Raw genomic sequence first — 26,017 nt, forward strand, 5'->3', positions numbered from 1 at the left:
CGCCCGTCGATGAAGGAGGCGGTGAAGCTCCGGCGTTATGGCGTCGATTGCCCGGTCGTGCCGCTGCAAGCGAGCGCTGATCCCCCGGCCCGGCGTGACATCCAGCCCCTGATAATTCCCGCAGGACGGCCCCGCCATAGGGCCAAGAAGGTCCAGGGCTACAAGCCGCGACCTTTCGCTCCGATGTCCCCCAACCCCAAGTCCTTCCGTGCGACAGCGGCGCGACCGGGGCTGACCTCGCAGGTAGTGAACAATCCAGGGGATTTCAGCATCCCACATAACCGAGTGACGTCACGATCAGGAGGAGCAGCCATGGATACCCGTCGGGAAAGTCAGGTGCGGCCTCGTTCGGCTCGCAAGGCCGTGGCGCTGCCGACCGCGGTGATCGCCTTAATGACTGTGATCGGTTCAGCCACGCCCGCACGCGCAGAGAACCAGACTCCGGCCACGGCGAGCGCGACCGTGGAGATAGCCATCCCCATGGGGTTCCTGCTGTATGAGAGCAAGGCGACGAGGAAGAGGCTGGAGAAGTCGGTCGTCCACACCCGCATGCGATGGAGGACCAGTGACCGCCTGGGCGAGCCACTGCTGATCGACCCGTGTGCCACGCGGAAGCAGACCGACAAGGGTCGCCAGGCCGCACGTACCATCACGGGGCGTTCGGTTTCGTGGGACGGTGACTACTCCGAACAGGTGATCGTCTACCGGAATGAGACGGCCGCACGCGCGGCCGTCAAGGGCCTGCGTTCCGATCTACGGCGGTGCGCCAACCGAAACCGCCATCTCTACCGGGTGAAGGACACGCGCATCGGACACGAGGCGTTCATGGTGAACATGTGGAAAGTGGCCTCAATCGATGGAGCCACCGTCATGCGACAAGGCAGGACCGTGGCCATCTACACCAGTCCAAGCAACAGTGACGGGCCGGACAATCCTCCGAGGTGGCGGGCGGTGGAGTACGGAGGAATCGAGGCCAGGAAGATGGCGAAGAAACTCGCCGGCACTCCTCTTTGAGCTTGCCATCAGGCGGCGAGCGCCTGATGGGGTGGGAAGCGATTGAGGGTCCGGTCGCCGAACCGGCGCTGACGTAGGGCCAGGTCATCCAAATCGACGACGTGGCCGGCGTTGGAGATGACGCATTCTCTGCACTTGCCGATCTTGCGGTGTTACCAATCGCGCCACTCGTCAGTGATCTTGTGGGGTTCGTGACCGCCTTGGGGGACGATGGGCACCTCTCCGGTCGGTTGCCGTAGCCGGGAGATGATCGCGCTCAGCACGTCCGCCTCCGAACTACTCCCCCAAGGCAACTGTCGTCAGAAGAGGGCCTGGCCCACCGTCGGCCTGGCGCAGACCGAGGAGTTCTCGAAGCAGGCTTCCGTCGGACGCGTGCCGTCGACCATCTTCGTCCACGCGACATGGTGGACCATGTTCTCGAACAGCGGCGAGCCGTTGTTGTTCCTGACGTAGATCCTGCGGTTCAGCGGCGCACCGATCACCGTGGCCCACTTCGCCTTGCAGGAGGGGCTGTAGTAGCCCTGCAGCAGCCGGTCGCGGAACCAGACCTCCGCGATCGGCCTGCCGTCCTTGTCGCAGCCGGTGGTGACGGGGTCCTTGTTGAAGCATCCCGCGCCGGTGCAGGGCGGCGGCGCCGCTGTGGCCGCTGCCGCAGGGTGGGGCCCGGAGAGCAGGGCCGCGACGACGAGGCCGGTGCCGATGTTCCTGACGCGCATGACTCCCCCAGAAGATCACTAAGCGTTGTCGATCAGGAGCATAGAGCAACAGCGATCTTGCCCCAAGAACCCACAGGTGGGCGCTACCGAGTGAACGGCCAATTGGTATTCGCCCCCGGCGCCATGCGGTCGCGCACCCTTTCAACCACAGTCCACACCGCTACCGCCACACAGACGAGCGGCAGTCACCATGGCTACAGGCAGCCGGAGCCCGCTGGTCACCTCCGAGCGCGCCTGACCCGGGTTCACCGTTGAAGCCACGCTTCACGACTCCACGGATGCAAGCGGGCGATACCTACCCGGCCGCCTCCACACCCACGGCTCACTACTTCACAAATCCGCAGACACACAGGGCGACACCATCGCCGTGTAGGCGCCTGCCAGACCTGGGCTTGCCCCCGGAAATGGGCTGCCCGAGCGGAGCGAGGACCACGCTTTTGGGTGGGGGCGCGGGGGGCTCTGCCCCCCGATCGGACACAGCCCGGAGCCGCCCAGCGCGAAGCGCCCCCACGAAACAGCGAAGGCCCGAGCCTTTAGGGCCCGGGCCTTGTGCTGTTGCAGCCGGTACGGCTAGCCGTCCAGCTCCGCGGTGAGCCCGCGGGTGGCGTTGGGGTCGACCGGGACGCCGGGGCCCATGGTGGTGGAGAAGGTGACCTTCTTCACGTAACGGCCCTTGGCGGCCGACGGCTTGAGACGGAGCACCTCGTCCAGCGCGGCGGCGTAGTTCTCGATGAGCTGGCGCTCGGGGAACGACGTCTTGCCGATGATGAAGTGCAGGTTCGCCTGCCGGTCGGTGCGGAACTCGATCTTGCCGCCCTTGATGTCCGTCACGGCCTTGGCGACGTCGGGCGTCACGGTGCCGGTCTTCGGGTTGGGCATGAGGCCACGGGGACCGAGCACGCGGCCCAGGCGGCCGACCTTGCCCATCAGGTCGGGGGTGGCCACGACGGCGTCGAACTCGTTGAGGCGGTTGCCCTTGGAGATCTCGTCGATGAGCTCGTCGGCGCCGACGATGTCGGCTCCGGCCTCGCGGGCTGCCTCGGCACGGTCACCGGTCGCGAAGACCAGGACCCGGGCGGTCTTACCGGTGCCGTGCGGGAGGTTGACCGTGCCGCGCACGATCTGGTCGGCCTTGCGAGGGTCGACGCCCAGCCGGAGCGCGACCTCGACGGTCGCGTCGAACTTGGTGGTGGTGGTCTCCTTGGCCAGCTTGGCGGCTTCGGCCGGGGAGTAGAGCTTGTCGCGGTCGACCTTGGCGGCCGCGTCCTTGTGCGCCTTGCTGCGCTGCATGGGAATCTCCTGTGGTGGAGTCTGTGGTACGGGCCAGCGCGGCCCTTCCACGGCGGTCGGGAAGTTACTCGGCGACGGTGATGCCCATCGACCGGGCGGTGCCGGCGATGATCTTCTCCGCTGCCTCGATGTCGTTGGCGTTGAGGTCCGGCATCTTGGTCTCGGCGATGCTGCGGAGCTGCTCGCGGCTGAGCTTGCCGACCTTCTCCTTGTGCGGGACCGCGCTGCCCTTGTCGAGGCCGAGAGCCTTCTTGATCAGCTCGGGCGCCGGGGGCGTCTTCGTGATGAAGGTGAAGCTGCGGTCTTCGAAGATGGTGATCTCAACGGGGATGATGTTGCCCCGCTGAGCCTCCGTCGCAGCGTTGTACTGCTTGACGAAGTCCATGATGTTGACGCCGTGGGGACCGAGGGCGGTACCGACGGGCGGGGCCGGGGTGGCCTGGCCAGCGGGGAGCTGGACCTTGACCAGGGCCGCGATCTTCTTCTTCGGAGGCATTTTTCCTACTCCGGGTCCTGATAGGTGATGTGTTCGGCCGGGTACCTGGCCGAACATGTCGGAAGGCCGCCCTTCGCGAGAGACGGCCAGCCGAACGACTCAGTGTATGTCAGATCTTGGAGACCTGGTTAAACGACAGCTCGACCGGGGTCTCGCGGCCGAAGATCGAGACCAGCACCTTGAGCTTCTGCGACTCGGGGCTGATCTCGCTCACCGAGGCGGGCAGGGTGGCGAACGGGCCGTCCATGACGGTGACCGACTCGCCGATCTCGAACTCGACCGTGGGGCCGGCGGCCGCCTTGGTCTTGGTCTGCTTGGCCTCTTCGCTCGGCTCCGGGGCCAGCAGCTTGGCGACCTCGTCGAGGCTGAGCGGGGAGGGCTTGTTGGACAGGCCGACGAAGCCGGTCACACCGGGCGTGTTACGCACGGCGGCCCAGGACTCGTCGGTCAGCTCCATGCGCACCAGGACGTAGCCGGGCAGCACGCGCTCCTTGACCGGGACCTTCTTGCCGCTCTTGAACTCCTGGACGGTGTGCGTGGGCACCTCGACCTGGAAGATGTAGTCCTCCATGTTGAGCGACACGTTGCGGCTCTCGATGTTGGACTTCACCCGGTTCTCGTAGCCAGCGTAGGAGTGGATGACGTACCACTCGCCGAGCTGGCCACGCAGCGACTGCTTGAACTCCTCGACCGGATCGACGTCCGGAACGTCCTCGTCGGCGTCCTCGCCGTCGGCCTCGTCGGCGTCGTCAGCCTCGTCCTCGGCCTCATCGACCTCGTCGACGGCAGCCGGAGCCTCGTCGACGACCTCGTCGTCGGCGGGCTCTGCAGCCTCGTCAGCGGCCTCTTCCGGCTCAGCGTCCCACTCTTCGCGGGGCTCGTCGGCCGGGAATGAAGACTCGGACACGGTGACATTTCCTCTTTCGTCGAATCGCGTGGCGGCGAAGGGTCATTCCCCGCCGAAGACGCGGATGACGCCCCAGCCCAGGGCGGCGTCAAGGCCGTAAACGATCGCAACCATGATCAGAACGAATATCAGAACGACCGTGGTGTAGGTGATGAGATCCTTGCGTGTCGGCCAGATGACCTTACGCAGCTCGTTGACCACCTGCCGGTAGAAAAGGGCAGGAGATGTGCGGGTCTTCTTCTCGCCACTAGGCTTGCCTGCGGTCTCGCCGCGCGTGTCGATCGCCACAGTCCTCACCTGATCCGTCGTGTCCAACGCAGTTGCGGCGCGCTTTCACGCCCAAGCTGCGCGGACCGCACTCGCAGGGCACGAGGGACTCGAACCCCCAACCGCCGGTTTTGGAGACCGGTGCGCTACCAATTGCGCTAGTGCCCTATGTCGCCAACCAGACTACCCCGGTCAGCTCACTGCCCGGACCCAACCGCGGCTCGACATGCGGCGGCAGGACCAGGCTAGAGTCTACGGGGGAATACCCCGCTACGTCGAACCGAATCTGATCGCGCAGGTCAAGGCCCCCAAGAAACGGCAACGTGGGAGCATGGAGGCATGTCCACCCGACCCCGCGTGTCCACGCGAATTTCCGCGATCTCCGAGTCCGCCACCCTCGCCGTCGACGCCAAGGCCAAGGCGATGAAGGCCGCGGGCCGCCCGGTCATCGGCTTCGGCGCCGGCGAGCCCGACTTCTCCACGCCCGGCTACATCGTCGAGGCGGCCGTCGAGGCCGCGCGCGACCCCAAGAACCACAAGTACACCCCGGCCGGCGGGCTGCCCGAGCTCAAGCAGGCCATCGCGGAGAAGACGGCGCGCGACTCGGGTTTCCAGGTCGAGGCCGCTCAGGTCCTGGTGACCAACGGCGGCAAGCAGGCCGTCTACCAGGCGTTCGCGACCCTGCTCGACCCGGGTGACGAGGTCCTGGTCGTCGCCCCGTACTGGACCACCTACCCCGAGGCGATCAAGCTGGCCGGCGGTGTCCAGGTCGACGTGGTGACCGACGAGTCCACCGGCTACCTGGCCTCGGTGGAGCAGCTTGAGGCGGCCCGCACCGAGCGTACGAAGGTGCTGTTGTTCGTCTCGCCGTCCAACCCGACCGGCGCGGTCTACAGCCGCGCGGAGGTCGAGGCCATCGGGCGCTGGGCGAGCGAGCACGGCCTGTGGGTGGTCACCGACGAGATCTATGAGCATCTTGTGTACGGCGGCGCCGAGTTCACCAGCATCGCCCACTACGTCCCCGCCGACCAGGTCGTCATCCTCAACGGCGTGGCCAAGACGTACGCGATGACCGGCTGGCGTGTGGGCTGGATGATCGGCCCCAAGGACATCGTCAAGGCCGCGACGAACCTCCAGTCGCACGCCACCTCCAACGTCTCCAACGTGGCCCAGGTCGCCGCGCTGGCCGCGGTGAAGGGCGACCTGTCGGCCGTGGCCGAGATGCGCGAGGCGTTCGACCGGCGCCGCCAGACGATGGTGCGCATGCTCAACGACATCCCGGGCGTGTTCTGCCCCGAGCCGAAGGGCGCGTTCTACGCCTACCCGTCGGTCAAGGGCGTGCTGGGCAAGGAGATCCGCGGCCGCCGCCCCCAGACCTCCGCGGAACTGGCCGAGCTGATCCTTGAGGAGGCCGAGGTCGCGGTGGTGCCCGGCGAGGCGTTCGGCACCCCGGGCTACTTCCGCCTTTCCTACGCGCTGGGCGACCAGGACCTCGCCGAGGGCGTGGGCAGGATCGCCAAGCTTCTGTCCGAGGCCCACTGACCCACGGCTTTCAGGCCCGCCACCGGAACAACCGAGGCGGGCCACAAAACCCACAAAAGCCACCAAGGTCACGCCACCCACCAGAACAACGAGGCGCGACCAGAGGTGAGAGGGGGCAACCGGGGGTGCCAAGAGGCAGCCCCGGTGACCCGGGGCAACCACGCGGCGGCCTCAGCGACCGGGGGCAACCAAGCGGGGCCCTCGAAAGCAGCGGCCGCGGAAGCGGGGACCTCGGCGATCCAAACGGCGGCCTCGGCGGCTCAAGGGGGCTGCCGGAGGGGGGCCGGGGGCGATCAAGAGCGATCTGGAGACGGCAGGGGCGGTGAGGTTACTCGGAGGCGATGGTGGCGGCGACCGTGGCGATCTGGTCAGCCAGGTCGGGGGTGGCCGCGACGTACACCGCCAGCCCCGGCCGCTCCAGCCACATGAAGTGCCGCACACTCCCCCGCGTGTTCCAGCGCAACGCCGGCAACCCCTCGTAGGTGGTCAGCCGCGCGGAGCCGACCAGCGTGACGAACCGCTGGGCCGAGTTCACCCCGCACACCACCCCGATCCACAGGGTGTCGTCCGCGCTGCCGAACGCGACGCCCTTGGCCTCGTACCGGCCGGGCAGCCCGGGGATGCGGGTGATCGCGTCGCCGCGCTTGAGCCCCGCGGGCACGGTGTAGGTGATCCGCTGCTCACCGCACCCGAGCACCGTCGCCCGCACGGGCTCGGCGCTGGGGCTGGGGACGACCCGGCTCTCCGGTACGGCGGTGCCGCACCCGCCCAGGGCGAGCACGAGCGCCACCGCTGCCAACCGCCGCATCGTCCCCCTTCCGGAAAAGGTCCCTAGTCGCCGACGGGAGCCTTCACCGAGGCCGCGATGGCGAGCAGTTCCCTGGCCAGCGACTCGCTGACCCGGATCCACGCCCCCGTGCCGACGCGCTCCAGCCAGACGATCATCCTGCCGCCTTCCGGATGGGCGCCGACCGCGGCGGGCCTGCCGCGCACGGTGGTCTCGCGGGCACGGCCGAGATCGGCCCGCTCGCGATAGGTCTCCCAGTCAGCAGCGACAGTACCGTGTTCGACCTGCGCCTCGACCGTCGCTTCGCCGCTTTGGAAGCGGGCCCAACCGCCCTCCACGCCCTCTTCCTGGGCGATCACCCCGCCGCCGGTTCTTTCGAGTCCGTCGGGAAGGTGGGTGAGCCAGAAGTCGTCGGAGACCACGGCGATCGTCGTCGGCTCGACGATCGCCGGGGCGGGAGGCGGCGGCGCGGGACGGGGTTCGTGTCCGAAATCTGTGGAGAAGACCAGAGACAGGGCGACCACCGACGACACCAGTGCCAGGACCGAGAACGCGGCACGCCACCACTGCCCCGAACGCATACCCGGTAGATCCCCGGTTTCCGGCGTTCCCTACTCGGAGGTCGGGCGAATTCCCTCCGCGACCCTGACCAGTTCGTCTTTGATCGCGTCCTTGCCGATCTTCTCGGCCCGGAACGGGCTCATCATGACCTCGACCGCGAGGCCGTCGCGCAGCTTCCAGCCGATGGTGTGGGTGCCGCCCTCCGGCTCGGTGTACGCCCCAGCCTTGGCCACCTCGCCCCCCTCCGAGACGTTGGCCAGGTACGCCTTCTCGCCCTTGATCTCGACCGTCTCCGCTCCCTGGCCGGGGAACTCCGCCAGCCGGTTGGTGACGAACGAGGCGGCCTCGCCCGCGAAGACGACGACCTGGATGGAGTAGGAGCCGTCCTTGTTGGGCTCGTCGAAGGAGGTCGTGTAGGAGGTCTTGCCGAAGCCGTTCTTGCCCGACCACTTGCCCCAGGCCAGGCCGTCGGGCAGGTAGGTCACCTCGATGCCGCCGAACCTGCGGCCGTCGCCGAGGTCGCCCAGATCCTGTTGCGCCGCGAAGAGGGTCACCTTGGTCCCGGGATCGACCTCCTGGCCCGCGGGAGGGTCCTGCCGGATGACGAGATGCGGCACCTCGGACACGTCGTCGACCTTCAGCCCCGCGGCCTTCAGCGTCCGCACAGCCTGGTCCAGCTTGAGGCCGTTCACGTCGGGCACGGTCACCTTGGTGACGACCACGGCCGTGGCGGTCTCGTTGCCCCTGACGGGCTTGGGTTCGCCGGAGGTGAGGACCACGGGCACCGTCACCGCCACCGCCGCGGTGAGCAGGGCGGCCCCCGCCGTACGGAATCTGACGACGTGGCGGCGGCGCGCGCGGCGCACGGAGCGTCCCATCGTCGGCGGCGCGTGCACGTCCGCGACGTGCCTGGCCATGGCCTCCCTGAGCTCTTCCTCGATGAGATCGGCGTTCATCGGAACACTCCTTCCTTGACGCTCTCGCGGATCTTGGCCAGTCCTCTGGCCGCCTGGCTCTTCACGGTGCCGAGCGAGCAGCCCAGCAGCGCCGCGGTGGCGCTCTCCGACTGGTCCTCCCAGTAGCGGAGCACCAGGACGGCCCGCATCCTGGGCGGCAGCCTGCGCAGTTCCTCGATGAGGCTGTCGCGCAGGTCCACGTCGGGTGAGCCGGCCGGGGTCTCCGGCGGCCGGGCGAAGGTGATCTCCTGCAGCACCCTGCGGCGCCTGGCCTTGTTGATGGCGGCGTTCACGACGACCTTGCGCGCGTACGCCTCGGGGTTGTCGCGGCGGATCCTCGGCCAGTGCCGGTAGACCTTCTCCAGCGCGCCCTGGACCAGGTCCTCGGCGTCGTGCGCCGACGCTCCGCAGACCAGTACCGCGGTCCGCAGCAGCGAGGTGCTTCTGGCGGCGACGAACTCGTCGAAGGCCGCCTCGTCTTCATCGGTCATCAGCGGGTCCCCTTTCGCCTTCCACAACACGCGAACCCGCCGGGAAGTTGAGTGGAAGAATAAGGAGATGCACCGCCCGCTCCACACGCTCCCCAAGGCCCATCTGCACCTGCACTTCACCGGCTCGATGCGCCACTCGACGCTGATCGAGCTGGCCAGGTCGCAGGGGCTGCACCTGCCGGACGCGCTGGAGGAGGACTGGCCGCCGCGGCTGCGCGCGACCGACGAGCGGGGCTGGTTCCGCTTCCAGCGGCTCTACGACATCGCCAGGTCCGTGCTGGCCACGCCCGAGCACGTCTACCGGCTGCTGCGCGAGGCCGCCGAGGACGAGGCCGCCGAGGGGTCGCGCTGGCTGGAGATCCAGGTCGACCCGTCCGGCTTCCAGCAGCGCTTCGGCGGGCTGACCGCGACGCTGGAGCTGATGCTCGACGCGGCCGCGCGCGCCGCCGGCCACGCCGGGATCGGCGTCGCGGTGATCGTCGCGGCCAACAGGACCCGCCACCCGCTCGACGCCAACACGCTGGCCAGGCTGGCCGTGCAGTACGTCGACCGCGGGGTCGTCGGCTTCGGCCTGTCCAACGACGAGCGGCGCGGCGAGGCCAGGGAGTTCGAGCGCGCCTTCCGCATCGCCAAGCGCGCCGGCCTGCTCTCGCTGCCCCACGGCGGCGAGCTGCTCGGGCCGCGCAGCATCGAGCAGTGCGTCCACGACCTCAACGCCGACCGGGTCGGCCACGGCGTGCGCGCGGCCGAGTCCGAGCGGCTCATGGAACGCCTGGCCGACCGGCAGATCTGCTGCGAGGTCTGCCCGACCTCCAACGTCGGCCTCGGGGTGGCAGAGCGCGCGGCCGACGTGCCGGTGCGGCGGCTGTTCGAGGCGGGGGTGCCGATCGCGCTGGGCGCCGACGACCCGCTGCTGTTCGGGGCGCGCCTGCTGCGCCAGTACGAGCTGCTGCGCGAGGTGTACGGCTTCCGCGACGCCGAGATCGCCGAGGTGGCCAGGCAGTCGATCAGGTCGTCGGCGGCGCCGGAGTCGGTGGCCAAGGAGATGCTGAAGGGCGTGGACGACTGGCTGGCGACGCCGTCGGCGCAGTGAGTGCCGTCAGCGCAGCGAGTTCGCGATCTCCGCGGCTCTTGCCCTGTCCTTGACGCCTTCGAGCCGGAACCCGATGCCGCTGCGCTCCCACAGCAGGGTCTCCTCGGCCAGGCGCAGCGGGAGCGGGGTGTCGTCGCCGCGCCGGAGGTAGCTGAGCCGGTGGGTGCCGGTGATCCACCACGCCTCGCCGTACCGGAGCCGGACGTTGTCGGGCCAGGGCTCGCCCATCTCCTTGAGGAAGACCGGGCTGAAGCCGCCGTCGAACTGGTCGAGCCTGACGCCGTCCCAGAACATCGACACCACGCGGCCCTTGTCGCTGATCCGCACCTCGTCGGGCTCGCCCAGGACGCCTGGCCGGTTGACCTCGAACTTCACCAGGCCGGAGAGCTGGTCCTGGGAGACCGTGCGCTCGCCGGGCAGCGGCGTGGGCGTCACGGGCGCCGGTGGGGCGTCGCCGATGCGCAGCTCGATCCCGGCCAGCCGCAGGATGTGCGCGACCGCCGCCCTGCCCTGCGGCGTGGCGGCGGTGATCGCCACCACGACCGCGACCACGACCGCCGTAACCACCCACCGCCGCTTCAGCGGCTTCCGCGCCACATCGTCCCGCCCCCGCGGCCTCCTGAAGATCCCACCCCGCCTCCGAGGTGTGGGTGTGGGGGTGTCGGAGGCTTCCAGGCGGGCGCGTACGGCTGCCGCCACCTCGGAGGGAGGCGGCGCGGGCACGTCGACGGCATCGCCGAGCGCGGTGAGTTCGGCTTCCAGATCGTCGAACGGCTCATGCGAGGTCACGGCCCACCTCCTCCCTCAACCGGGCCAGCCCACGGTGGGTGCTGGACTTGACGGTGCCCAACGGCCAGTCGAGCACCTGTGCGGTCTCCGCTTCGGACAGTTGTAAGAAGTACCGGCAGACCACGGCCTGACGTTCCCGATCAGGCAGCCGCCGCACCGCTTCCAGCAGCCGTGCCCTGCGGTCGGCGGCGACAGCCGTACCCTCGGGGTCGTCGGGGGCGGCGGCGGCGGCGCTCATGCTCGCCCGCAACGTCAGCTCGGTACGGCGGCCGCGCGAGCGGGTGAGGTTGTGCGTCTCGTTGGCGACGATGCGCAGCAGCCACGGCCGGAAGGGCGCGTCGCGGCGGAAGGAGGCCAGGTGCCGGTACGCCTTGACGAACGCCTCCTGGACCACGTCCTCGGCCTCGTCACCGGCGCCCAGCATGGCCGCGGTGCGGTGCGCGAGCGTGCTGTATCGGGCGACCAGCGCCTCGTAGGCGGACAGGTCGCCGGACAGCGCGCGGGTGATCGCCTCGTTGTCGTCCATGGACGAGACAGATTCCACCGCATCGCGGCCCCGCAGCGGAAGAGGTGAGCCTCATCGTTGGCCGGGCACTAGACTCTGGCAGATCCGTAGCCCCTTGAAGGAAACAAGGACTCATGTCTTCTGGGTATGACCGTGTAGTACAACCGGCGGCCGGTGACGAGGCCCTGGAGAACCACCTCGGTGGCGACGAGGCCAAGAACTACCGGCAGTACGAGTTCGACATGGTCGCACCGCACGTCGGCCGCTCGATGCTGGAGATCGGCTCGGGGCTGGGTCACTTCGCCGAGCAGTTCCTGCCGCGGCTGGACCGCCTGGTGGTCAGCGACTTCGACCCCTACTGCTGCGACCAGCTCAACAAGCGTTTCGCCGAGAACCCCGACATCGAGGTCCTGCACTTCGCGCTGCCCGACCCGGTCCCGATGGAGGGGCAGGTCGACACCGTCGTCCTCATGAACGTCCTTGAGCACATCGAGGAGGACGCCGAGGCCCTGCGCTCGCTGGCCAAGGTCACGGCGCCCGGCGGCCGGATCATCATCTGGGTGCCCGGCTACATGCAGCTCTACGGGGACTTCGACCGCAAGGTCGGCCACGTCCAGCGCTACACGCCCAAGACGCTGACCCAGACGGTCATGCGCGCCGGGCTGGACATCGACGTGTGCAAGCCGATCAACTTCCTGGGCGGCATCGCCTGGTGGGCAGCGGTGCGCAGGGGCGGCGTGGGATACCCGGACCCCCGGCTGGTCAAGATCTACGACCGCACGGTGGTGCCGACGACCCGGTTCATCGAGCGCTTCATCCGGCCCCCGTTCGGTCAGACGGTCTTCTGCGTGGCCCGGGTCCCCCAGGCCTGATCAGCCGAAGGCCACGTCCTTGGTCTCCACGGTGCCGCCCTTGCGGCCCGGGGCGGCGTGGTAGCGCCAGTAGAGGTTGGTGTGGGCGATGACCTGGCCCGGCGTGGGAGCGCCCCAGGCGGTCTGGTCCTCCGTGGTGTGGGCGTCGCTGACCAGCGTGGCGTCGTAGCCTCGGACGATGGCGCCGTGGAGGGTGGAGCGGATGCACGCGTCGGTCTGCGCGCCTGCCACGACCAGATGGCCTACGCCCAGGCCCGACAGCACGCTCTCCAGGTCGGTGTCCTCGAAGGAGTCGAGGTAGAGCTTGTGCACGAGCGGCTCGGCTGGGTCGGGGGCGAGCTCCGGCACGATCTGCCAGCCGTCGCTGCGCAGCGGCAGGTCCTCGTCGGAGTGCTGCACCCACACGACCGGCACCTGCTCGCGGCGGGCCTTGTCGACGAGGTCCACGATGTTGGCGACGACCGTGTCACGCTCGTGCGCGGCGGCGACGACGCCGTTCTGCACGTCGATGACCAGCAGCGCGGTGTTGGGCCGGTTGTCGAGAGTGGTCATGGTCCCCTCCTGGTGAGCCGAGAAGCCACACCGTACCGGGCGGGACCGACAACTACAGTGGCCGGATGATCCGCATCGAGCGTCTCGATCACCTGGTCCTGACCGTCGCCGACCTCGACAGGACCGTGTCGTTCTACAGCGGCGTCCTGGGCATGGAGCCGGTCGTCTTCGGCGAGGGCCGGCGGGCGCTGCGCTTCGGTCCGCACAAGATCAACCTGCACCAGGCGGGCGACGAGATCGATCCCAAGGCCGCCCGGCCGACGCCGGGATCGGCGGACCTGTGCCTGGTCAGCGCCGTGCCGATCGACGAGGTCGTGGCGCATCTCGGCGCCTGCGGCGTGGCGGTCGAGGTGGGGCCGGTGCTTCGGGACGGCGCGCTGGGCGAGATGACGTCCGTCTACTTCCGCGACCCCGACGGCAACCTCATCGAGGTCTCCACCTACTAGGCCGCGCCTTCCGGCATGCGCGAAGGGGGCGTAACGTCGGCGGGAGGGCGCAGATGAGCGACTATGCCAAGGCACGAGAGCTCGGCGAGCAGGCCCGTGAGACGGAGTGGACCCGGCCCAGCTTCGCGAAGCAGCTTTTCCTCGGGGATTTCCGGCTGGATCTGGTCTATCCGGTCCAGGCGCTGCCCGAGGACGACGCCAAGCGGGGGGAGGACTTCGTCAGGGCCGTCCGGAGATTCCTGGACACGCGGGTGGATCCGGCGGCCATCGAGCGGACGGGCGTGGTTCCCGACGAGGTGGTCAACGGGTTCAGGGAGCTCGGGGCCTTCGGGATCACGATCGCCGAGGACTACGGCGGGCTCGGCCTGCCGTACCTCTACTACTGCCGGGCGCTCATGCTGGTCGGTTCGTACTGCCCGGCGCTGGCCACGTTGCTGTCGGCGCACCAGTCGATCGGGGTGCCGCAGCCGCTGAAGCTCTTCGGGACCGAGGAGCAGAAGCAGAAATTCCTCCCTCGCTGCGCTAAGGGGGAAATATCGGCGTTTCTGCTGACTGAGCCGGATGTGGGGTCGGATCCTGCCCGCCTCGCCACCACCGCCACCAGGGACGGCGACGCGTACGTCCTCGACGGGACCAAGCTCTGGACCACGAACGGCGTCGTCGCCGACCTGCTCGTGGTGATGGCGCGGACCGGGAAGAAGATCAGCGCCTTCGTGGTCGAGGGCGACTCGCCGGGCATCACCGTCCAGCGGCGCAACACCTTCATGGGGCTGCGCGGGATCGAGAACGGGGTCACGACGTTCACCGGCGTCCGGGTGCCCGCGGCCAACCTGATCGGGCGCGAGGGCGAAGGGCTGAAGATCGCGCTGACCACACTCAACACCGGACGGCTGTCGCTGCCGGCCACCTGCGCGGGCAACGCCAAGTGGGCGGTGAAGATCGCCCGCGAGTGGGCCTCGGCGCGCGTGCAGTGGGGGCGCAGCGTCGGCGAGCACGAGGCCGTGGCCACGAAGATCGCGTTCATCGCGGCCACAGCGTACGCGCTGGAGGCCGTCAGCGACCTGACCGCCCGCATGGCCGACTCCGCCGCCACCGACATCAGGATCGAGGCGGCGCTGGCCAAGCTGTACGCCACCGAGATGTCCTACACCGCCCTGGACGAACTGGTCCAGATCAGGGGCGGACGCGGCTACGAGACCGCCGAGTCGCTGGCGGCCAGGGGCGAGCGGGGCGTACCCGCCGAGCAGATGCTGCGCGACTCCCGGATCAACCGGATCTTCGAGGGCTCCTCGGAGATCATGAAGCTGCTGATCACCCGCGAGGCGGTCGACGCCCACCTGAGCGCCGCCGGCGAGCTGATCAACCCGGACGCCTCCCGCCACGAGCGGGCCCAGGCGCTGCGCCGGGCGACGGCCTTCTACGCCAAGTGGCTGCCGACCCTGGTGGCGGGCTCCGGCTCGCTGCCGGCCTCGTACCCGGACTTCGGGCCGCTCGCCCGCCACCTACGCTACGTCGAGCGGACCAGCAGGAAGCTGGCGCGCTCGCTCTTCTACGGCATGTCCCGCTGGCAGGGACGCCTGGAGCACAAGCAGGTCTTCCTCGGCCGGATCGTGGACATCGGCGCCGAGCTGTTCGCGATGACCGCCACCTGCGTGAAGGCCAGAGAGGACGCCGCCGACCTGGGCCGGCGCCCGCAGGAGCTGGCCGACACGTTCTGCCTGCAGGCCAGCCGCCGCGTCCAGACGCTGTTCTCCACCCTCTGGGACAACAACGACGCCCAAGAGGTACGGCTGGCGCGCTACGTCCTCGGCGGCCGCTACGACTTCCTGGAGGAGGGCATCCTCGACCCCTCGATCGAGGGCCCGTGGATCGGCGCCCCGGAGGGCGGGGAGAACGTGCGGAGAAAGATCCCCTGACACACCCGGTCTAGACCGGTTATCCCAGTTTGTGCGTTTGGATGTTTTCAAACCGATACCCACCGGTATAGACCGGCTGCTGAACAGAGGCTTACTCTGACGCAAACGCGGTGAGCTGTGGCTCACACATCCCCAAACCCTGTGGGCTGGGTCCGGGGCTGGTACGGACCAGCGTGACCCGTCCGACGAGAAGGCGGTATCTACGGTGAACATCAAGCTTGTGGGCGGCGCCGCTCTCGGCCTGGCCACCATGCTGGTCCTGTCCAGCTGTGGCGGCTCCGGCGGCTCGGGCACGCCGGCGGAGGGCGAGAAGTCCGCGGCGGCCGGCCAGGTCACGCTGAAGATGGTGGCGGCCGACTACGGCGACGGCCCCGGCGCGGCCAACTCCGGCGACAACTTCTGGAAGGAGGTCGTCGGCGAGTTCGAGAAGGCCAACCCGAACATCAAGGTCCAGGTCACGGTCATCAACTGGAACGACATCGACAAGCAGGTCGCGACGATGGTCCAGAACGGCCAGGCGCCCGACATCCTGCAGACCGGCGACTACTCCGGCTTCGTCAAGGACGGCCTGCTGCACAAGGTCGAGGAGATCGTCTCCCCGAACGTCCAGCAGGACCTGCTGGCCAAGTTCGCCGAGTTCGGCAAGGTGGACGGCGCCGCGTACGGCCTGCCGTTCGTCTCCTCCGCCCGCGCCCTGTTCTACAACAAGGAGCTGTTCGAGAAGGCCGGCGTCGCCGAGCCGCCCAAGACCTGGGACGAGCTCAAGGCCGCGGCCGAGAAGCTGAAGAAGTCCGGCGTCAGCCAGCCCTTCGGCCTGCCCCTGGGCCAGGAGGAGGCGCAGGCCGAGGCGTTCCTGTGGATGCTCGGCAACGGCGGCGGCTACAAGGACGCCGCGGGCAAGTGGGCGATCAACTCCCCCGCCAACGTCGAGACCTTCACCTACGTCAAGGGCCTCGTCGACGCCGGCCTGACCAGCCCGAACCCGGGCACCAAGGACCGCAAGACGGTTTGGGAGGACTTCGCCGCGGGCAAGGTCGGCATGGCCAACGGCGGCCCCATGTCCATCCCGATCTTCGACAAGGGCGCCGTGAAGGACAAGTACGGCGTCGTCGCGATCCCCGGCAAGACCGGCCCGCTCGACACCACCCTGGGCGTCATGGACTGGATCATGGCGTTCAACCAGAACAAGCACCCCGAAGAGATCAAGAAGTTCTTCGACTTCTTCTACACCGGCCCCGCGGCCGAGAAGATCGTGGACCTCTACAAGCTGCTGCCCGTCACCAACGGCGGCATCCAGAAGCTCTCGGGCGACGAGAAGCTCAAGCCGTTCCTCGACGGCCTGCCCAACGCCAGCTTCTACCCCTTCCAGGACCCCAAGTGGTCTGAGCTGAACACCCAGATCAAGCAGACCATGGGCGGTGCGGTGAAGGACCCGGCCAAGACCCTCGGTGAGCTCCAGAAGGTCGCCGAGGCCGGCTGATCGGTCCAGGGATGCGTACGGCAGGCGGCTCGGTGCCGGGCGCCTGCCGTACCTCCACGAAAGGGTTCGCATGAAGAAGCTGGAGCCGCTCGCCTGGGTCGGGCCCGCGGTCGTCCTGATCGCCGCGGTGGTCATCTGGCCGGTGATCGAGATGATCCGGTCGTCGTTCCTGCAGATCAGCCGGTTCGGTGTGGTCCGGGAGGTCAACTTCCCCGACAACTACACGAAGGTCTTCAACTCGAAGGACTTCGCGGACATCATGGTCCGCAGCGTGATCTGGGTGGTCGCGGTCGTCGCGCTCACCGTGCTGATCTCCCTGCTGCTGGCGCAGTTGTTCAACCAGAGGTTCCCCGGCCGCAAGGTGGCCCGCTGGGCGCTGATCGCGCCGTGGGCGGCGTCGGTGCTGATGACCGCGATCGTGTTCAAGTGGATGCTCGACCCCGAGGTCGGTGTCATCAACCTGATCCGGCGTGACCTGGGCGTCTTCCTCAACGACGCCTTCGGCATCGAGCCGAGCTCGATCGGGCTGCTGGGCGCGATGGGCGGCACCTCCGCCGACCAGCTCGGCCAGGCCTCCACCGCGATGCCCTGGCTGGTCTTCGTGGCGGTGTTCGTGTCGGTGCCGTTCACGACGTACGCGCTGCTGGCGGGCCTGGCCACGATCCCGGCCGACATCTACGAGGCGGCCAGGATGGACGGCGCGTCGCGCTTGCGCACCTACTGGTCGATCACGCTTCCGCTGCTGCGACCGGCGCTGACCGTCGCGGCGCTGATCAACGTCATGAACGTCTTCAACAGCTTCCCGATCATCTGGGCGATGACGAAGGGCCAGCCGGGCTACGACACCGCGACGTCCACGATCTTCATGTACATCCTGAAGGGCTCCGACATCGGGGCCTCGGCGGCGATGTCGGTGGTGAACTTCGGCATGGTCATCGTGCTGACCATCATCTTCCTGCGGGTCTCGCGATGGAACAAGGAGGTGGCGTAGGTGAGCACGCAGACCGCTCCCGCTCCGCTGAGCCGGCGGCCGCGTCCCCACGTGCGCCCGCGCCGCCCGCGGACGATGCCGCGGCTCAAGACCACGCTGATCGCCGGTCTCGCCTATCTGATCGGGTTCGTCTTCCTCTTCCCGTACCTGGTCATGGTGCTGATCGCGCTGCGGCCGCAGACCGAGCTGCGCACGGCGCAGTGGTTCCCCGACACCTGGGACCTGTCGGCGATCGGCGGCTTCTGGCGGGGCGGGCTGGCCGACAACCTGCTGGTCTCGCTGCAGGTGGCGATCGGCTCGACGCTGCTGGTGCTCGTTGTGGCGCTGCCCGCCGCGTACTACACCGCCCGGCACAACTTCAGGGGCCGCACGTTCTTCCTGATCCTGGTGCTGGTCACGCAGATGTTCCAGCCGACCTCGATGGTCGTGGGCATCTACCGGGAGTTCTTCCAGTTCGGGCTGGTGGACTCGGTGTGGTCGCTGATCCTGGTCAACGGCGGCTTCAACCTGGCCTTCGCGGTCTGGATCCTCAACGCCTACTTCTCCAGCATCCCCCGCGAGCTGGAGGAGGCGGCCTTCATCGACGGCAACGGGCGGATGGGCGCCCTGTTCCGCATCACGCTCCCCCTGGCCATGCCGGGCGTGATCACCGCGCTGATCTTCACGTTCATCGCGGCGTGGAACGAGTTCGTCGTCGCGCTGACCCTGACCACGAGCCCGGAGAACCAGCCGCTGCCGGTGGCGCTGCACTCCTACATGGGCCAGTACTCCGTGGACTGGCAGGGCCTGTTCGCCGGCTCGGTGATCGCCACGATCCCGGTGATCATCCTGTTCGCGCTCATCGAGCGGAAGGTGGTCGGCGGGCTCACCGCCGGCTCGATCAAGTAGGCCAACCCGCAGCGGGCGACCTCCTCCCGCCCGCCCCTCGGCCGCCGCGCGACCCGCGGCGGCCGAAGCCTTTCTCAGAGAAAGAACGCGCGCAGGTCGGCGACGAGCACCTCCGGCACCTCCATCGCGGGGAAGTGACCGCCTCTGTCGTACTCCGTCCAGTGCACGACCTTGTGCTCGCGCTCGGCGATGCGCCGCACGCCGGTGTCCCCGGGGAAGACGGCCACGCCGTGGGGCACTCCCGAGTACGGGCTCTGCCCGCCCCAGGCCGAGGCGCCCTCCTTGTAGATGCGGGCCGAGGAGCCTGCCGTACCGGTGAACCAGTAGACGCTGACGTTGGTGAGCAACTGGTCGCGGTCCACTTCCACACCGGCCCACTCGTGGAACTTCTCGGCGATCCAGGTGAGCTGGCCGACGGGTGAGTCGTGCAGGCCGTAGGCGAGGGTCTGGGGGCGGGTGGACTGGATCATGGCGTAGCCGAGCGCCTCCGTGTCCGGATATTTCGCCAGACGGACGCTTTCCTCCTCGGTCAGGCCCTCCAGCTCGGCCGGGTCGCCCGTCGGGAAGCCGAGACCGCCGTTGACGTGCACGCCGACCACCTTGTCCGGCGCCGCGCGGCCCAGTTCCGGGGCGATGACCGAGCCGGTGTCGGTGCCGTGCGCGCCGTAGCGCTCGTAGCCGAGGCGGTCCATGAGCACCGCCCACGCCCTGGCCACGCGCTTGAGGTCCCAGCCGGTCTCGCGGGTCGGGCCGGAGAAGCCGAAGCCCGGGATCGACGGCGCCACGACGTGGAAGTCCTGGGCCAGCGGCTCGATGACCTTCGCGAACTCCACGAAGGATCCCGGCCAGCCGTGGGTGATGATCAGCGGGAGGGCGTCCTTCTTGGCGGAGCGGACGTGGACGAAGTGGATGTTCTGCCCGTCGATCTCGGTGGTGAACTGCGGGAAGGCGTTCAGCGCGGCTTCCTGGGCCCGCCAGTCGAAGCCGTCGGCCCAGTACGCGGCCAGGTCGCGGGCGTGGTCGAGCGGGACTCCATAGGACCAGCCGGTCCCGGCGAGCTCATCGGGCCAGCGGGTGCGGGCCAGGCGTTCGCGCAGGTCGGTGAGGTCGGCGTCGGGGATGGCGATGGTGAAGGGCTTCATGACGACCACCCTAGGAAGCGCCTAGGTCAGGTACCGTCCTAGGTTGTGAGGCTGCTTTCTTTGCTGGGTCTGCTGCAGACCCACCGGGACTGGTCGGGCGCGGAGCTGGCCGAGCGGCTCGGCGTGTCCACGCGTACCGTCCGGCGGGACGTGGACCGGCTGCGCGAGCTCGGTTACCCGGTCAACGCCACAGCGGGAGCGCCGGGGTACCGGCTCGGGGCCGGGTCGCGACTGCCGCCGCTTCTGCTGGACGACGACGAGGCGGTCGCGGTGGCCATCGGGCTGCGTACCGGCGCGGGGGGCACGGTGGCCGGGCTGGAGGAGGTCTGCGTGCGGGCGCTGGCCAAGCTGGAGCAGGTCCTGCCCGCCCGGCTGCGGCATCGGGTCGACGCGCTCAAGGCGGTGACCGTGCCGCTGCCGCTGGGCGGTCCCGCCGTGGATCCCGGGGTGCTGTCGGCGATCGCGGGCGCGGCGTGGGCGCGGGAGAGCCTGCGCTTCGACTACCGCTCCCACGACGGGACACCCAGCAGACGTACGGCGGAGCCGTACCGGCTGGTCCATTCCGGACGGCGCTGGTACCTGGTCGGATGGGACGTCGAGCGGCGCGACTGGCGAACCTACCGCGTCGACCGGCTCACCCTGCGCACCCCGAACGGCCCGCGCTTCACGCCAAGGCCGCTGCCCGCCGACGACCTGGCCGCCTACACCTCACACAGGATCGCCAGCGCCCCCTACCGCTACCAGGGCCGCTTCACCGTCCACGGGCCCGCGGCCGCGGTGAGCGAGCTGATGACCGCGACCTCCGGCGCGATCACGCCGATCGACGAGAACACCTGCATGGTCCTCACCGGCTCCGACTCCCTCGACGAGCTGGCCCTGTGGGTGGGGCGGCTCGGCTTCCGCTTCGAGACGCACGAGCCGCCCGAGCTCGTCGAACACGTCCGCGCGCTGGGCGAGAGGCTGCTGGGGCGATAATCCGTTGCACTCCCGATGATCGCTCGCTTACTGTCGGAGCACCAAGAGCCACTACCTGGATGGGTAGTTGAAGCGCCTCCACGCCATGGGCGCGAACACCGCCGGCGCCCCGGTCCTGCTTGTCACAGGGCCGGGGCGCCGCCGTAGGTGTACCACTTGCCGTGGTCGAGCAGCTCGCGCGGCGTGACCGTCCAGCCGACCTCGTTCGCGAACGGCTCCATCGGCACGTCGAGCAGTTCGGCCGGCAGGAAGTGGGCGACCGAGCCGTGCCTGGCCTGCCAGTCGGCCCAGAGCTTGTCCACGTAGCAGTGGTTGAGGAAGAAGGCCGGGTCGTTCGGCGCGGAGGCGGGCAGCATGCTGCCGCCCATCCACACGTGGGCCCGGTTGTGCATGACCGGCCCGCCCGGCCAGCCCTCGACGAGGTTGCGGAAGCCCGCGCTCGCCGAGGCGTCGTAGGGCGCCTGGTCGTAGAGCGAGATCGCCATCGCCTGGCTGACCAGCCCGGCCCCCGACGGCCGGTCCGCGCCCGCGCCGAACTCCCTGCGCAGGAACTCCCTGTCGTCCTCGCGCACGGTCAGCCGCCACGCCCCGTTGCGGAAGGCGAACGGCCCGTCCATCACCTGCTGGTCCCCCGGACGCCCGTTGCCGCCGAGGAAGTCCGGGGTGAACGGCGTCGCGCCGCCGCTCTGCTGCACCGTCCAGTCCCAGTACGGCAGCGGCACCCCGAGCTGGGTCTCGAAGTGGACCAGCATCGCCCGGTGCCAGGGCAGGAAGCCGGCGTGCTGGTGGGCGTTCCATCCGTGCTCGGCGAAGGCCCTGCGGTGCAGGTCCACGAAGTAGTCGTAGGCCCCGGTGCGCTTGAGCCGCAGGAAGGCGTCCACGAGCGCGGACCTCTCCGCCGCGCTCAGCGCCGCGGCGTTCTTGCGCAGAACGGCCGCCCTGCGCCGGCCGCCGGCGTCGGGCTGCTCCAGCCGCACCTTGGGCGCCGGTGGCCGATCGACCAGTCTGGCGCCGCGCAGCAGCTCGGCCGCCTCAAGCGCCGCGCCCCTGAGCGTGCGGTGGCTGGTGTAGATGTTGAGCTCGCTGGTGAACCTGCCGTGCTGCTCCATCATCTCCAGCGCGACGCCGTCGATGAACACCGACCTGTTGAGCAGGCCGTGCATCTCCTGACCCGACGGGCAGAGCCTGATCTTCCTGCCCTTGTGCGTGAGCTCGACGCACCCGTCCACGGGCGGCGGGCCGGCCAGAAACGGCACCGCCCCCATCGCCATCAACACCTGCCGCCTGCTGGCACCGACCATGAGGCACCTCCTTCGCGATCTTGCTACCCGGAGATCCCTCTAGAGCTGGGCTGGGTAGTGCGCAAGATCATTAAAGGAGTTTCCGGCCCCGGGATCCGCCTCCCGGGGCCGTCGCCTGTCTACAGCCGCTCGATGATCGTGACGTTGGCCTGGCCGCCGCCCTCGCACATCGTCTGCAGGCCGTACCGGCCGCCGGTGCGCTCCAGCTCGTGCAGCAGCTTGGTCATCAGGATCGCGCCGGTGCCGCCCAGCGGGTGGCCCAGGGCGATGGCGCCGCCGTTCGGGTTGACCGTGGCGGGGTCGGCGCCCAGCTCCTTGATCCACGCCAGCGGGACCGGCGCGAACGCCTCGTTGATCTCCGTGACGTCGATCTGGTCGATCGACATGCCCGCCTTCTTCAGCGCCTTCTGGGTGGCCGGGATCGGCGCGGTCAGCATGTACACCGGGTCGTCGCCGACCAGGGCGAGCTGGTGGATGCGGGCGCGCGGGGTCAGCCCGTGGTCCCTGACCGCCTGCTCGGAGGCGATGAGCAGCGCGCCGGAGCCGTCGGAGATCTGCGAGGAGGTGGCGGCGGTGATCACGCCGTCCTCCTTCAGCGTCTTCAGCCCGGCCATCTTCTCCAGCGTCGTGTCGGGGCGGGGGCCCTCGTCGTCGTGCACGCCGTTGACCGGGACGATCTGGTCCTTGAAGTGGCCGTTGGCGATGGCCTTGGCCGCGCGCTGGTGCGACTCGTAGGCGAACTGCTCCAACTGCTCGCGGGTGAAGCCCCACTTCTGGCACATCAGCTCGGCGCCGCGGAACTGGGAGATCTCCTGCTTGCCGTACCGTTCGACCCACATGTCGCCGAAGGGGAACGGCATGCCCTTCTCCAGCGCAGCTGTGATCGACGAGCCCATCGGCACGACGCTCATCGACTCCACGCCGGCCGCCACCACGAGGTCCTGGGTGCCGGACAGCACACCCTGCGCGGCGAAGTGGATCGACTGCTGCGAGGAGCCGCACTGCCGGTCGATCGTGACACCGGCCGTGGTCTCCGGCAGTCCCGCGCTCAGCCAGGCGTTGCGCGCGATGTCCATGCTCTGCGGGCCGAACTGCATGACGCAGCCCATGATCACGTCTTCGACCGCGGCCGGGTCGACGCCGGTGCGGTCGATGAGCGCCTTCAGCGTCTGCGCGGCCAGGTCAGTGGGGTGGACGGTGGAAAGGCCGCCCTTCTTCTTTCCGACCGGGGAACGGACCGCCCCGACGATGTACGCCTCTGCCACAGTTGCCCTCCATGAAACCGAGCAATATTCGGTTACTGGGCAGACTACAACAGAACGATGCTCTACAGGAGATCCCCCGGGGCGTCGATCCGGAAGGACCACCGGTCCACCGCGATGCCCTGCAGCTCCTCCGCCAGCGACAGCGCGAGCCCGCCGACCTTCTCCAGGTCCTCGCCGCGCAGCTCCACCGCGGTCAGCTCCGTCGCGAAAGGCAGCAGATCCCGTACGGCCGGCGGCCGCGTCTTCAACGGCACCACCACCGCACGGAACCCGGTGCCCTCGAAGGCGCCCTCCTCGTCCGGGTCGGCCTCCAGCAGCTCGGCCAGGTCCGCGTCGGCCGGCCGTACCGGGAGGATCACCGCGGCGCCCCGCGGAACGTCCTCATCGGTCGGATCGCTCACCTCACCCCGGCACACCGCCAGCCCGCCCAGCCGGAACGCGATGCCCTCGGCCAGGTAGCGGTCGAAGTAGTCGAACGGCAGCGGCCCCTCCGCCGCCACCCGCAGCGCCCACACCTGCTCCATCTCGCCGCCCACGAGATCGGGCTCGGCCTCGACGGCGGCGTGGATCCTCGTGTCGGCGGCCAGGATGTCGTCGCCGTCCGCGCGGGCGTCCGGGTCGGCCAGTTGCACGATCCGCAGCAGTTCGGCCGGATCCGGCTTGGCGGGCACCGCCGCCGTAGGGCCAGTACGCAGTCGCCGCTTCGCCATCCAGCCCATAGCGCGTGTCCTCAGCTTCTGTAGGAGCTCGTCATTGTCGCGTAGACGATGATGTTGTCGGTGTAGTGACCGATGTTGCGGTTGTAGAAGCCGCCGCAGGTGATCAGGTGGAGCTGGGCGTTGTCGCCCTGGTCGCCGTAGACGCGCTGGGTGGGGAAGGTCGTCTTCGCCGCCTGCTCCACGCCGCCCACGGTGAACACCGCCGTCACGCCGTCCTGCCGCTTGACCTCGATCGTGTCGCCGTTGCGGATCTCGTACAGGCGGCTGAACACCGCGCTGCCCCGGCGCGTGTCCTTGTGCCCCAGCATCACCGACGGCCCCGCCTCACCCGCGGTCGGCCCGTGCCGGTACCAGCCGACCAGGTTCGGGTTGTCGATCGACGGGACCTGGATGGCGCCCCGCTTGTCCACCCCGATCGAGGAGATGGGCGCGTTGATGCCCAGCCGCTTGATCACGATTCGCTTGGGCGTGGAGGGCAGCATGGCGGGCGCCGGGTTGATCGGCGGCAACGGCGGCGGCACCGTCGCCTCCGCCTTGAACAACGCCTGCTGCGGCGCCCCACTGGCCTTCCCGTCGGGCTGCGTCCCCAGGTCAAGGCTGTCCCGCGCCAGCCCATACTCCTGAGGCGACCCCGCCACGATCAACAGCCCGGCCACAACGGTCACCACTCCGGCGATGGCCGCCAGAATCAACGTGATCCGCAGCCCGCCACCGCCCTGAGGACTCTGCGCGGCCACCCTCAGCTCCGGTTGAGCCCGCGCCGCCGGATCATCAACCCACCTGCGCCGGCGGCGAGGATGAGCAGTGACCCGGTAAGAATGAACATCCGCCCATCAGGCCCCATGTCCCCACCACCACCGGTGTCCGCCCCGGCCTTGGGCGTCTTGGTGACCTTCCCGTTGTTGTCCTTGGGGGTCTCGGTCACGAACTTCGTCGTGGTCTTGGTGGGCTTGGGGGTGGTGGTCGTGGGAGTGGGGGTCGGCGTCGGAGTGGGGGTCGGGGTGGTGCCGTTCCCCGCGGTCACGGTGAGCGGATAGGTCTTGAGGTCGGTCTGCGTCGAGTCGACCGTGCAGGTGATGGCGGCGGTGCCGGACTGCGGCGTGATCGTAAGTCCGCCGGGCTTCAGATTGGCCGTGCCCGCGGTGGTGGGCTTCACCTTGATGGATATGCCTGCGGCAGGAAAAACGACCGGCGCGTTGGCAGCGGTCGCGGCCGGAAGTGTGGCCTCGCCCTTGATGGTCGTCAGCCCAACGGTGCTGCCGCCGTCCACGGTCACGGAGAGCTTGCTGTTCGCCGGCAGACCCGCTGCGGGCGCCTCCAGCTCAGCTCCGGACTCGTTGTTCTCACCCTTCCAGGTGATCGTGACTTCCTCGTTCGTCTTCACGCTCGCCGGCGTGATCGTCAGCAGGACCTTGATATCCACCGTGGGGTTGGCCGCGCCCTGACACGTGTACTGGACGACGTCCGAGGTCCCGGTGCCGCCGCCGGTGCCAATGGAGAACGTCAGCGCACCGGGCTTGATCTCCACCATCGTGCCCGTTGTCGCTGCAGTGATCTTGAAGGCCACGCTCGCGGTCGGAACCGACGTGGACTGTGCGGTGATGGCGCCGCCCGGCTTGGTTCCGGTCTCGGCGGTGCCCCCGGTAACTCCAGCAGCCCAGGCGACGTTCATGGTGGAAGCTGCCGTAGGCGCCGTTGCCAGCGTGAGCGCCGGGATCTTCAGGGTGACATCGAAGCTGCCCCCCGCCGTCACCGAACTCGCGACCGTACTGATTTCAACCTGGACTGACGTGTTCGTGACGACGCCACCGGCGGTGCAGTTGAAGGTGGCCGTCTTCGGGCCCTTGTCGCCGGTACCGGTGCCGATCGGGACCTTCAGCGTGGCGTCGGGCGTGGTCGCGGCCGTACATGTCGACATCATGTTCGACTGGGCCGCGGCGGGCGACGTCAGGAGGACCGAACCTGCGACGAAGAGGAGCGTGCTTGCCAGCCCCAAGGCGGAGGTCTTCTGGGCGAGGCGGCGCCGCGCCTTGGACGTCAGCACTGTCTATCTCCG

The 26,017-nt window shown here is 69.0% G+C and carries 28 protein-coding genes and 1 tRNA gene; 10 read left to right on the forward strand and 19 right to left on the reverse strand.

Annotation, left to right across the window (positions count from 1 at the left end; genetic code table 11):
* Positions 1 to 312 precede the first annotated feature (312 nt).
* Positions 313 to 1,014 (forward strand): hypothetical protein, encoded by a 702-nt coding sequence (locus tag ACIBEJ_RS17615; protein ID WP_397183773.1) that lies wholly within the window; start codon positions 313 to 315, stop codon positions 1,012 to 1,014.
* Positions 1,015 to 1,313: 299 nt separating this feature from the next.
* Here the strand turns inward: ACIBEJ_RS17615 and ACIBEJ_RS17620 are convergent, their stop codons facing one another.
* The 6 genes from ACIBEJ_RS17620 to ACIBEJ_RS17645 all read right to left on the reverse strand — a co-directional run bounded on the left by ACIBEJ_RS17620 (position 1,314) and on the right by ACIBEJ_RS17645 (position 4,858).
* On the reverse strand, positions 1,314 to 1,730 hold the full coding sequence (locus tag ACIBEJ_RS17620) for a DUF2690 domain-containing protein (RefSeq protein WP_397183774.1): 417 nt from the start codon (positions 1,728 to 1,730) through the stop codon (positions 1,314 to 1,316).
* A gap of 570 nt (positions 1,731 to 2,300) precedes the next feature.
* Positions 2,301 to 3,020, reverse strand: a complete 720-nt coding sequence (rplA, locus tag ACIBEJ_RS17625) for a 50S ribosomal protein L1 (RefSeq protein WP_397183775.1) — start codon at positions 3,018 to 3,020, stop codon at positions 2,301 to 2,303.
* A gap of 64 nt (positions 3,021 to 3,084) precedes the next feature.
* Complete coding sequence (rplK, locus tag ACIBEJ_RS17630; protein ID WP_397183776.1) at positions 3,085 to 3,516, reverse strand: 50S ribosomal protein L11; 432 nt, start codon at positions 3,514 to 3,516, stop codon at positions 3,085 to 3,087.
* A 109-nt stretch (positions 3,517 to 3,625) separates the two neighbouring features.
* Positions 3,626 to 4,423: a transcription termination/antitermination protein NusG gene (gene nusG / locus ACIBEJ_RS17635; protein WP_397183777.1), complete on the reverse strand. Its 798-nt coding sequence runs from the start codon at positions 4,421 to 4,423 to the stop codon at positions 3,626 to 3,628.
* Positions 4,424 to 4,465: 42 nt separating this feature from the next.
* Positions 4,466 to 4,711: a preprotein translocase subunit SecE gene (gene secE, locus ACIBEJ_RS17640; protein WP_397183778.1), complete on the reverse strand. Its 246-nt coding sequence runs from the start codon at positions 4,709 to 4,711 to the stop codon at positions 4,466 to 4,468.
* Between the two features lie 74 nt (positions 4,712 to 4,785).
* A tRNA-Trp gene (locus tag ACIBEJ_RS17645) sits at positions 4,786 to 4,858 on the reverse strand.
* A 171-nt stretch (positions 4,859 to 5,029) separates the two neighbouring features.
* On the opposite strand from ACIBEJ_RS17645, the gene ACIBEJ_RS17650 reads away from it, so the two are divergent.
* On the forward strand, positions 5,030 to 6,232 hold the full coding sequence (locus tag ACIBEJ_RS17650; protein WP_397183779.1) for a pyridoxal phosphate-dependent aminotransferase: 1,203 nt from the start codon (positions 5,030 to 5,032) through the stop codon (positions 6,230 to 6,232).
* Positions 6,233 to 6,560: 328 nt separating this feature from the next.
* On the opposite strand, the gene ACIBEJ_RS17655 is transcribed toward ACIBEJ_RS17650, so the two are convergent.
* Genes ACIBEJ_RS17655 through ACIBEJ_RS17670 form a run of 4 tightly spaced genes read right to left on the reverse strand, consistent with a single transcriptional unit; the run spans position 6,561 to position 9,027 of the window.
* Positions 6,561 to 7,040 carry a hypothetical protein gene (locus tag ACIBEJ_RS17655; RefSeq protein WP_397183780.1) on the reverse strand — a complete coding sequence of 160 codons (480 nt, stop codon included), beginning with the start codon at positions 7,038 to 7,040 and terminating at the stop codon, positions 6,561 to 6,563.
* Positions 7,041 to 7,063: 23 nt separating this feature from the next.
* Positions 7,064 to 7,600, reverse strand: a complete 537-nt coding sequence (locus ACIBEJ_RS17660; RefSeq protein WP_397183781.1) for a hypothetical protein — start codon at positions 7,598 to 7,600, stop codon at positions 7,064 to 7,066.
* A gap of 30 nt (positions 7,601 to 7,630) precedes the next feature.
* Positions 7,631 to 8,536: a PASTA domain-containing protein gene (locus ACIBEJ_RS17665; RefSeq protein WP_397183782.1), complete on the reverse strand. Its 906-nt coding sequence runs from the start codon at positions 8,534 to 8,536 to the stop codon at positions 7,631 to 7,633.
* Complete coding sequence (locus ACIBEJ_RS17670; RefSeq protein WP_397183783.1) at positions 8,533 to 9,027, reverse strand: SigE family RNA polymerase sigma factor; 495 nt, start codon at positions 9,025 to 9,027, stop codon at positions 8,533 to 8,535. Before ACIBEJ_RS17670 ends, ACIBEJ_RS17665 begins: the two co-directional genes overlap by 4 nt.
* A gap of 67 nt (positions 9,028 to 9,094) precedes the next feature.
* Between ACIBEJ_RS17670 and ACIBEJ_RS17675 the strand changes: the two genes are divergently transcribed.
* Complete coding sequence (locus ACIBEJ_RS17675) at positions 9,095 to 10,120, forward strand: adenosine deaminase (RefSeq protein WP_397183784.1); 1,026 nt, start codon at positions 9,095 to 9,097, stop codon at positions 10,118 to 10,120.
* Between the two features lie 6 nt (positions 10,121 to 10,126).
* On the opposite strand, the gene ACIBEJ_RS17680 is transcribed toward ACIBEJ_RS17675, so the two are convergent.
* Together ACIBEJ_RS17680 and ACIBEJ_RS17685 are read right to left on the reverse strand one after the other, a co-directional pair.
* Positions 10,127 to 10,909, reverse strand: coding sequence for a hypothetical protein (locus ACIBEJ_RS17680; protein WP_397183785.1), 783 nt, complete (start codon positions 10,907 to 10,909; stop codon positions 10,127 to 10,129).
* Positions 10,896 to 11,435 (reverse strand): RNA polymerase sigma factor, encoded by a 540-nt coding sequence (locus ACIBEJ_RS17685; protein ID WP_397183786.1) that lies wholly within the window; start codon positions 11,433 to 11,435, stop codon positions 10,896 to 10,898. Before ACIBEJ_RS17685 ends, ACIBEJ_RS17680 begins: the two co-directional genes overlap by 14 nt.
* A gap of 113 nt (positions 11,436 to 11,548) precedes the next feature.
* On the opposite strand from ACIBEJ_RS17685, the gene ACIBEJ_RS17690 reads away from it, so the two are divergent.
* Positions 11,549 to 12,286, forward strand: coding sequence for a class I SAM-dependent methyltransferase (locus ACIBEJ_RS17690; protein WP_397183787.1), 738 nt, complete (start codon positions 11,549 to 11,551; stop codon positions 12,284 to 12,286).
* Here ACIBEJ_RS17690 and ACIBEJ_RS17695 read toward each other — a convergent pair whose 3' ends face one another.
* A complete protein-coding gene (locus tag ACIBEJ_RS17695) occupies positions 12,287 to 12,838 on the reverse strand; it encodes an isochorismatase family protein (protein WP_397183788.1) in 552 nt (183 codons plus the stop codon). It abuts the gene before it with no gap.
* Positions 12,839 to 12,903: 65 nt separating this feature from the next.
* Here ACIBEJ_RS17695 and ACIBEJ_RS17700 point away from each other — a divergent pair, with 65 nt between their 5' ends.
* From ACIBEJ_RS17700 to ACIBEJ_RS17720, 5 genes are all read left to right on the forward strand, one after another.
* Entirely contained in the window at positions 12,904 to 13,284 is a 381-nt protein-coding gene (locus ACIBEJ_RS17700; protein ID WP_397183789.1) for a VOC family protein, read from the forward strand.
* Between the two features lie 53 nt (positions 13,285 to 13,337).
* Positions 13,338 to 15,200: an acyl-CoA dehydrogenase family protein gene (locus ACIBEJ_RS17705; protein ID WP_397183790.1), complete on the forward strand. Its 1,863-nt coding sequence runs from the start codon at positions 13,338 to 13,340 to the stop codon at positions 15,198 to 15,200.
* A gap of 205 nt (positions 15,201 to 15,405) precedes the next feature.
* The gene (locus ACIBEJ_RS17710; protein WP_397183791.1) at positions 15,406 to 16,680 is read left to right on the forward strand and encodes an extracellular solute-binding protein; all 1,275 of its coding nucleotides are present in this window, start codon (positions 15,406 to 15,408) and stop codon (positions 16,678 to 16,680) included.
* A 70-nt stretch (positions 16,681 to 16,750) separates the two neighbouring features.
* Entirely contained in the window at positions 16,751 to 17,671 is a 921-nt protein-coding gene (locus ACIBEJ_RS17715; protein WP_397183792.1) for a carbohydrate ABC transporter permease, read from the forward strand.
* Complete coding sequence (locus ACIBEJ_RS17720; RefSeq protein WP_397183793.1) at positions 17,672 to 18,559, forward strand: carbohydrate ABC transporter permease; 888 nt, start codon at positions 17,672 to 17,674, stop codon at positions 18,557 to 18,559. It abuts the gene before it with no gap.
* A gap of 74 nt (positions 18,560 to 18,633) precedes the next feature.
* On the opposite strand, the gene ACIBEJ_RS17725 is transcribed toward ACIBEJ_RS17720, so the two are convergent.
* Positions 18,634 to 19,701 carry an epoxide hydrolase family protein gene (locus ACIBEJ_RS17725; protein ID WP_397183794.1) on the reverse strand — a complete coding sequence of 356 codons (1,068 nt, stop codon included), beginning with the start codon at positions 19,699 to 19,701 and terminating at the stop codon, positions 18,634 to 18,636.
* 45 nt (positions 19,702 to 19,746) lie between these two features.
* On the opposite strand from ACIBEJ_RS17725, the gene ACIBEJ_RS17730 reads away from it, so the two are divergent.
* Positions 19,747 to 20,676: a helix-turn-helix transcriptional regulator gene (locus tag ACIBEJ_RS17730; protein ID WP_397183795.1), complete on the forward strand. Its 930-nt coding sequence runs from the start codon at positions 19,747 to 19,749 to the stop codon at positions 20,674 to 20,676.
* Between the two features lie 122 nt (positions 20,677 to 20,798).
* Here the strand turns inward: ACIBEJ_RS17730 and ACIBEJ_RS17735 are convergent, their stop codons facing one another.
* From ACIBEJ_RS17735 to ACIBEJ_RS17755, 5 genes are all read right to left on the reverse strand, one after another.
* Entirely contained in the window at positions 20,799 to 21,977 is a 1,179-nt protein-coding gene (locus ACIBEJ_RS17735; RefSeq protein ID WP_397183796.1) for a tyrosinase family protein, read from the reverse strand.
* Between the two features lie 119 nt (positions 21,978 to 22,096).
* Positions 22,097 to 23,242 carry an acetyl-CoA C-acetyltransferase gene (locus ACIBEJ_RS17740; protein ID WP_397183797.1) on the reverse strand — a complete coding sequence of 382 codons (1,146 nt, stop codon included), beginning with the start codon at positions 23,240 to 23,242 and terminating at the stop codon, positions 22,097 to 22,099.
* Positions 23,243 to 23,304: 62 nt separating this feature from the next.
* Positions 23,305 to 23,952 carry a hypothetical protein gene (locus ACIBEJ_RS17745; protein WP_397183798.1) on the reverse strand — a complete coding sequence of 216 codons (648 nt, stop codon included), beginning with the start codon at positions 23,950 to 23,952 and terminating at the stop codon, positions 23,305 to 23,307.
* Positions 23,953 to 23,972: 20 nt separating this feature from the next.
* Positions 23,973 to 24,698, reverse strand: a complete 726-nt coding sequence (locus tag ACIBEJ_RS17750) for a class F sortase (RefSeq protein WP_397183799.1) — start codon at positions 24,696 to 24,698, stop codon at positions 23,973 to 23,975.
* Positions 24,699 to 24,700: 2 nt separating this feature from the next.
* Positions 24,701 to 26,005, reverse strand: coding sequence for a hypothetical protein (locus ACIBEJ_RS17755; protein WP_397183800.1), 1,305 nt, complete (start codon positions 26,003 to 26,005; stop codon positions 24,701 to 24,703).
* Positions 26,006 to 26,017: the final 12 nt, after the last annotated feature.

It is taken from the genome of Nonomuraea sp. NPDC050790 (assembly GCF_044456745.1).
GTDB lineage: Bacteria > Actinomycetota > Actinomycetes > Streptosporangiales > Streptosporangiaceae > Nonomuraea.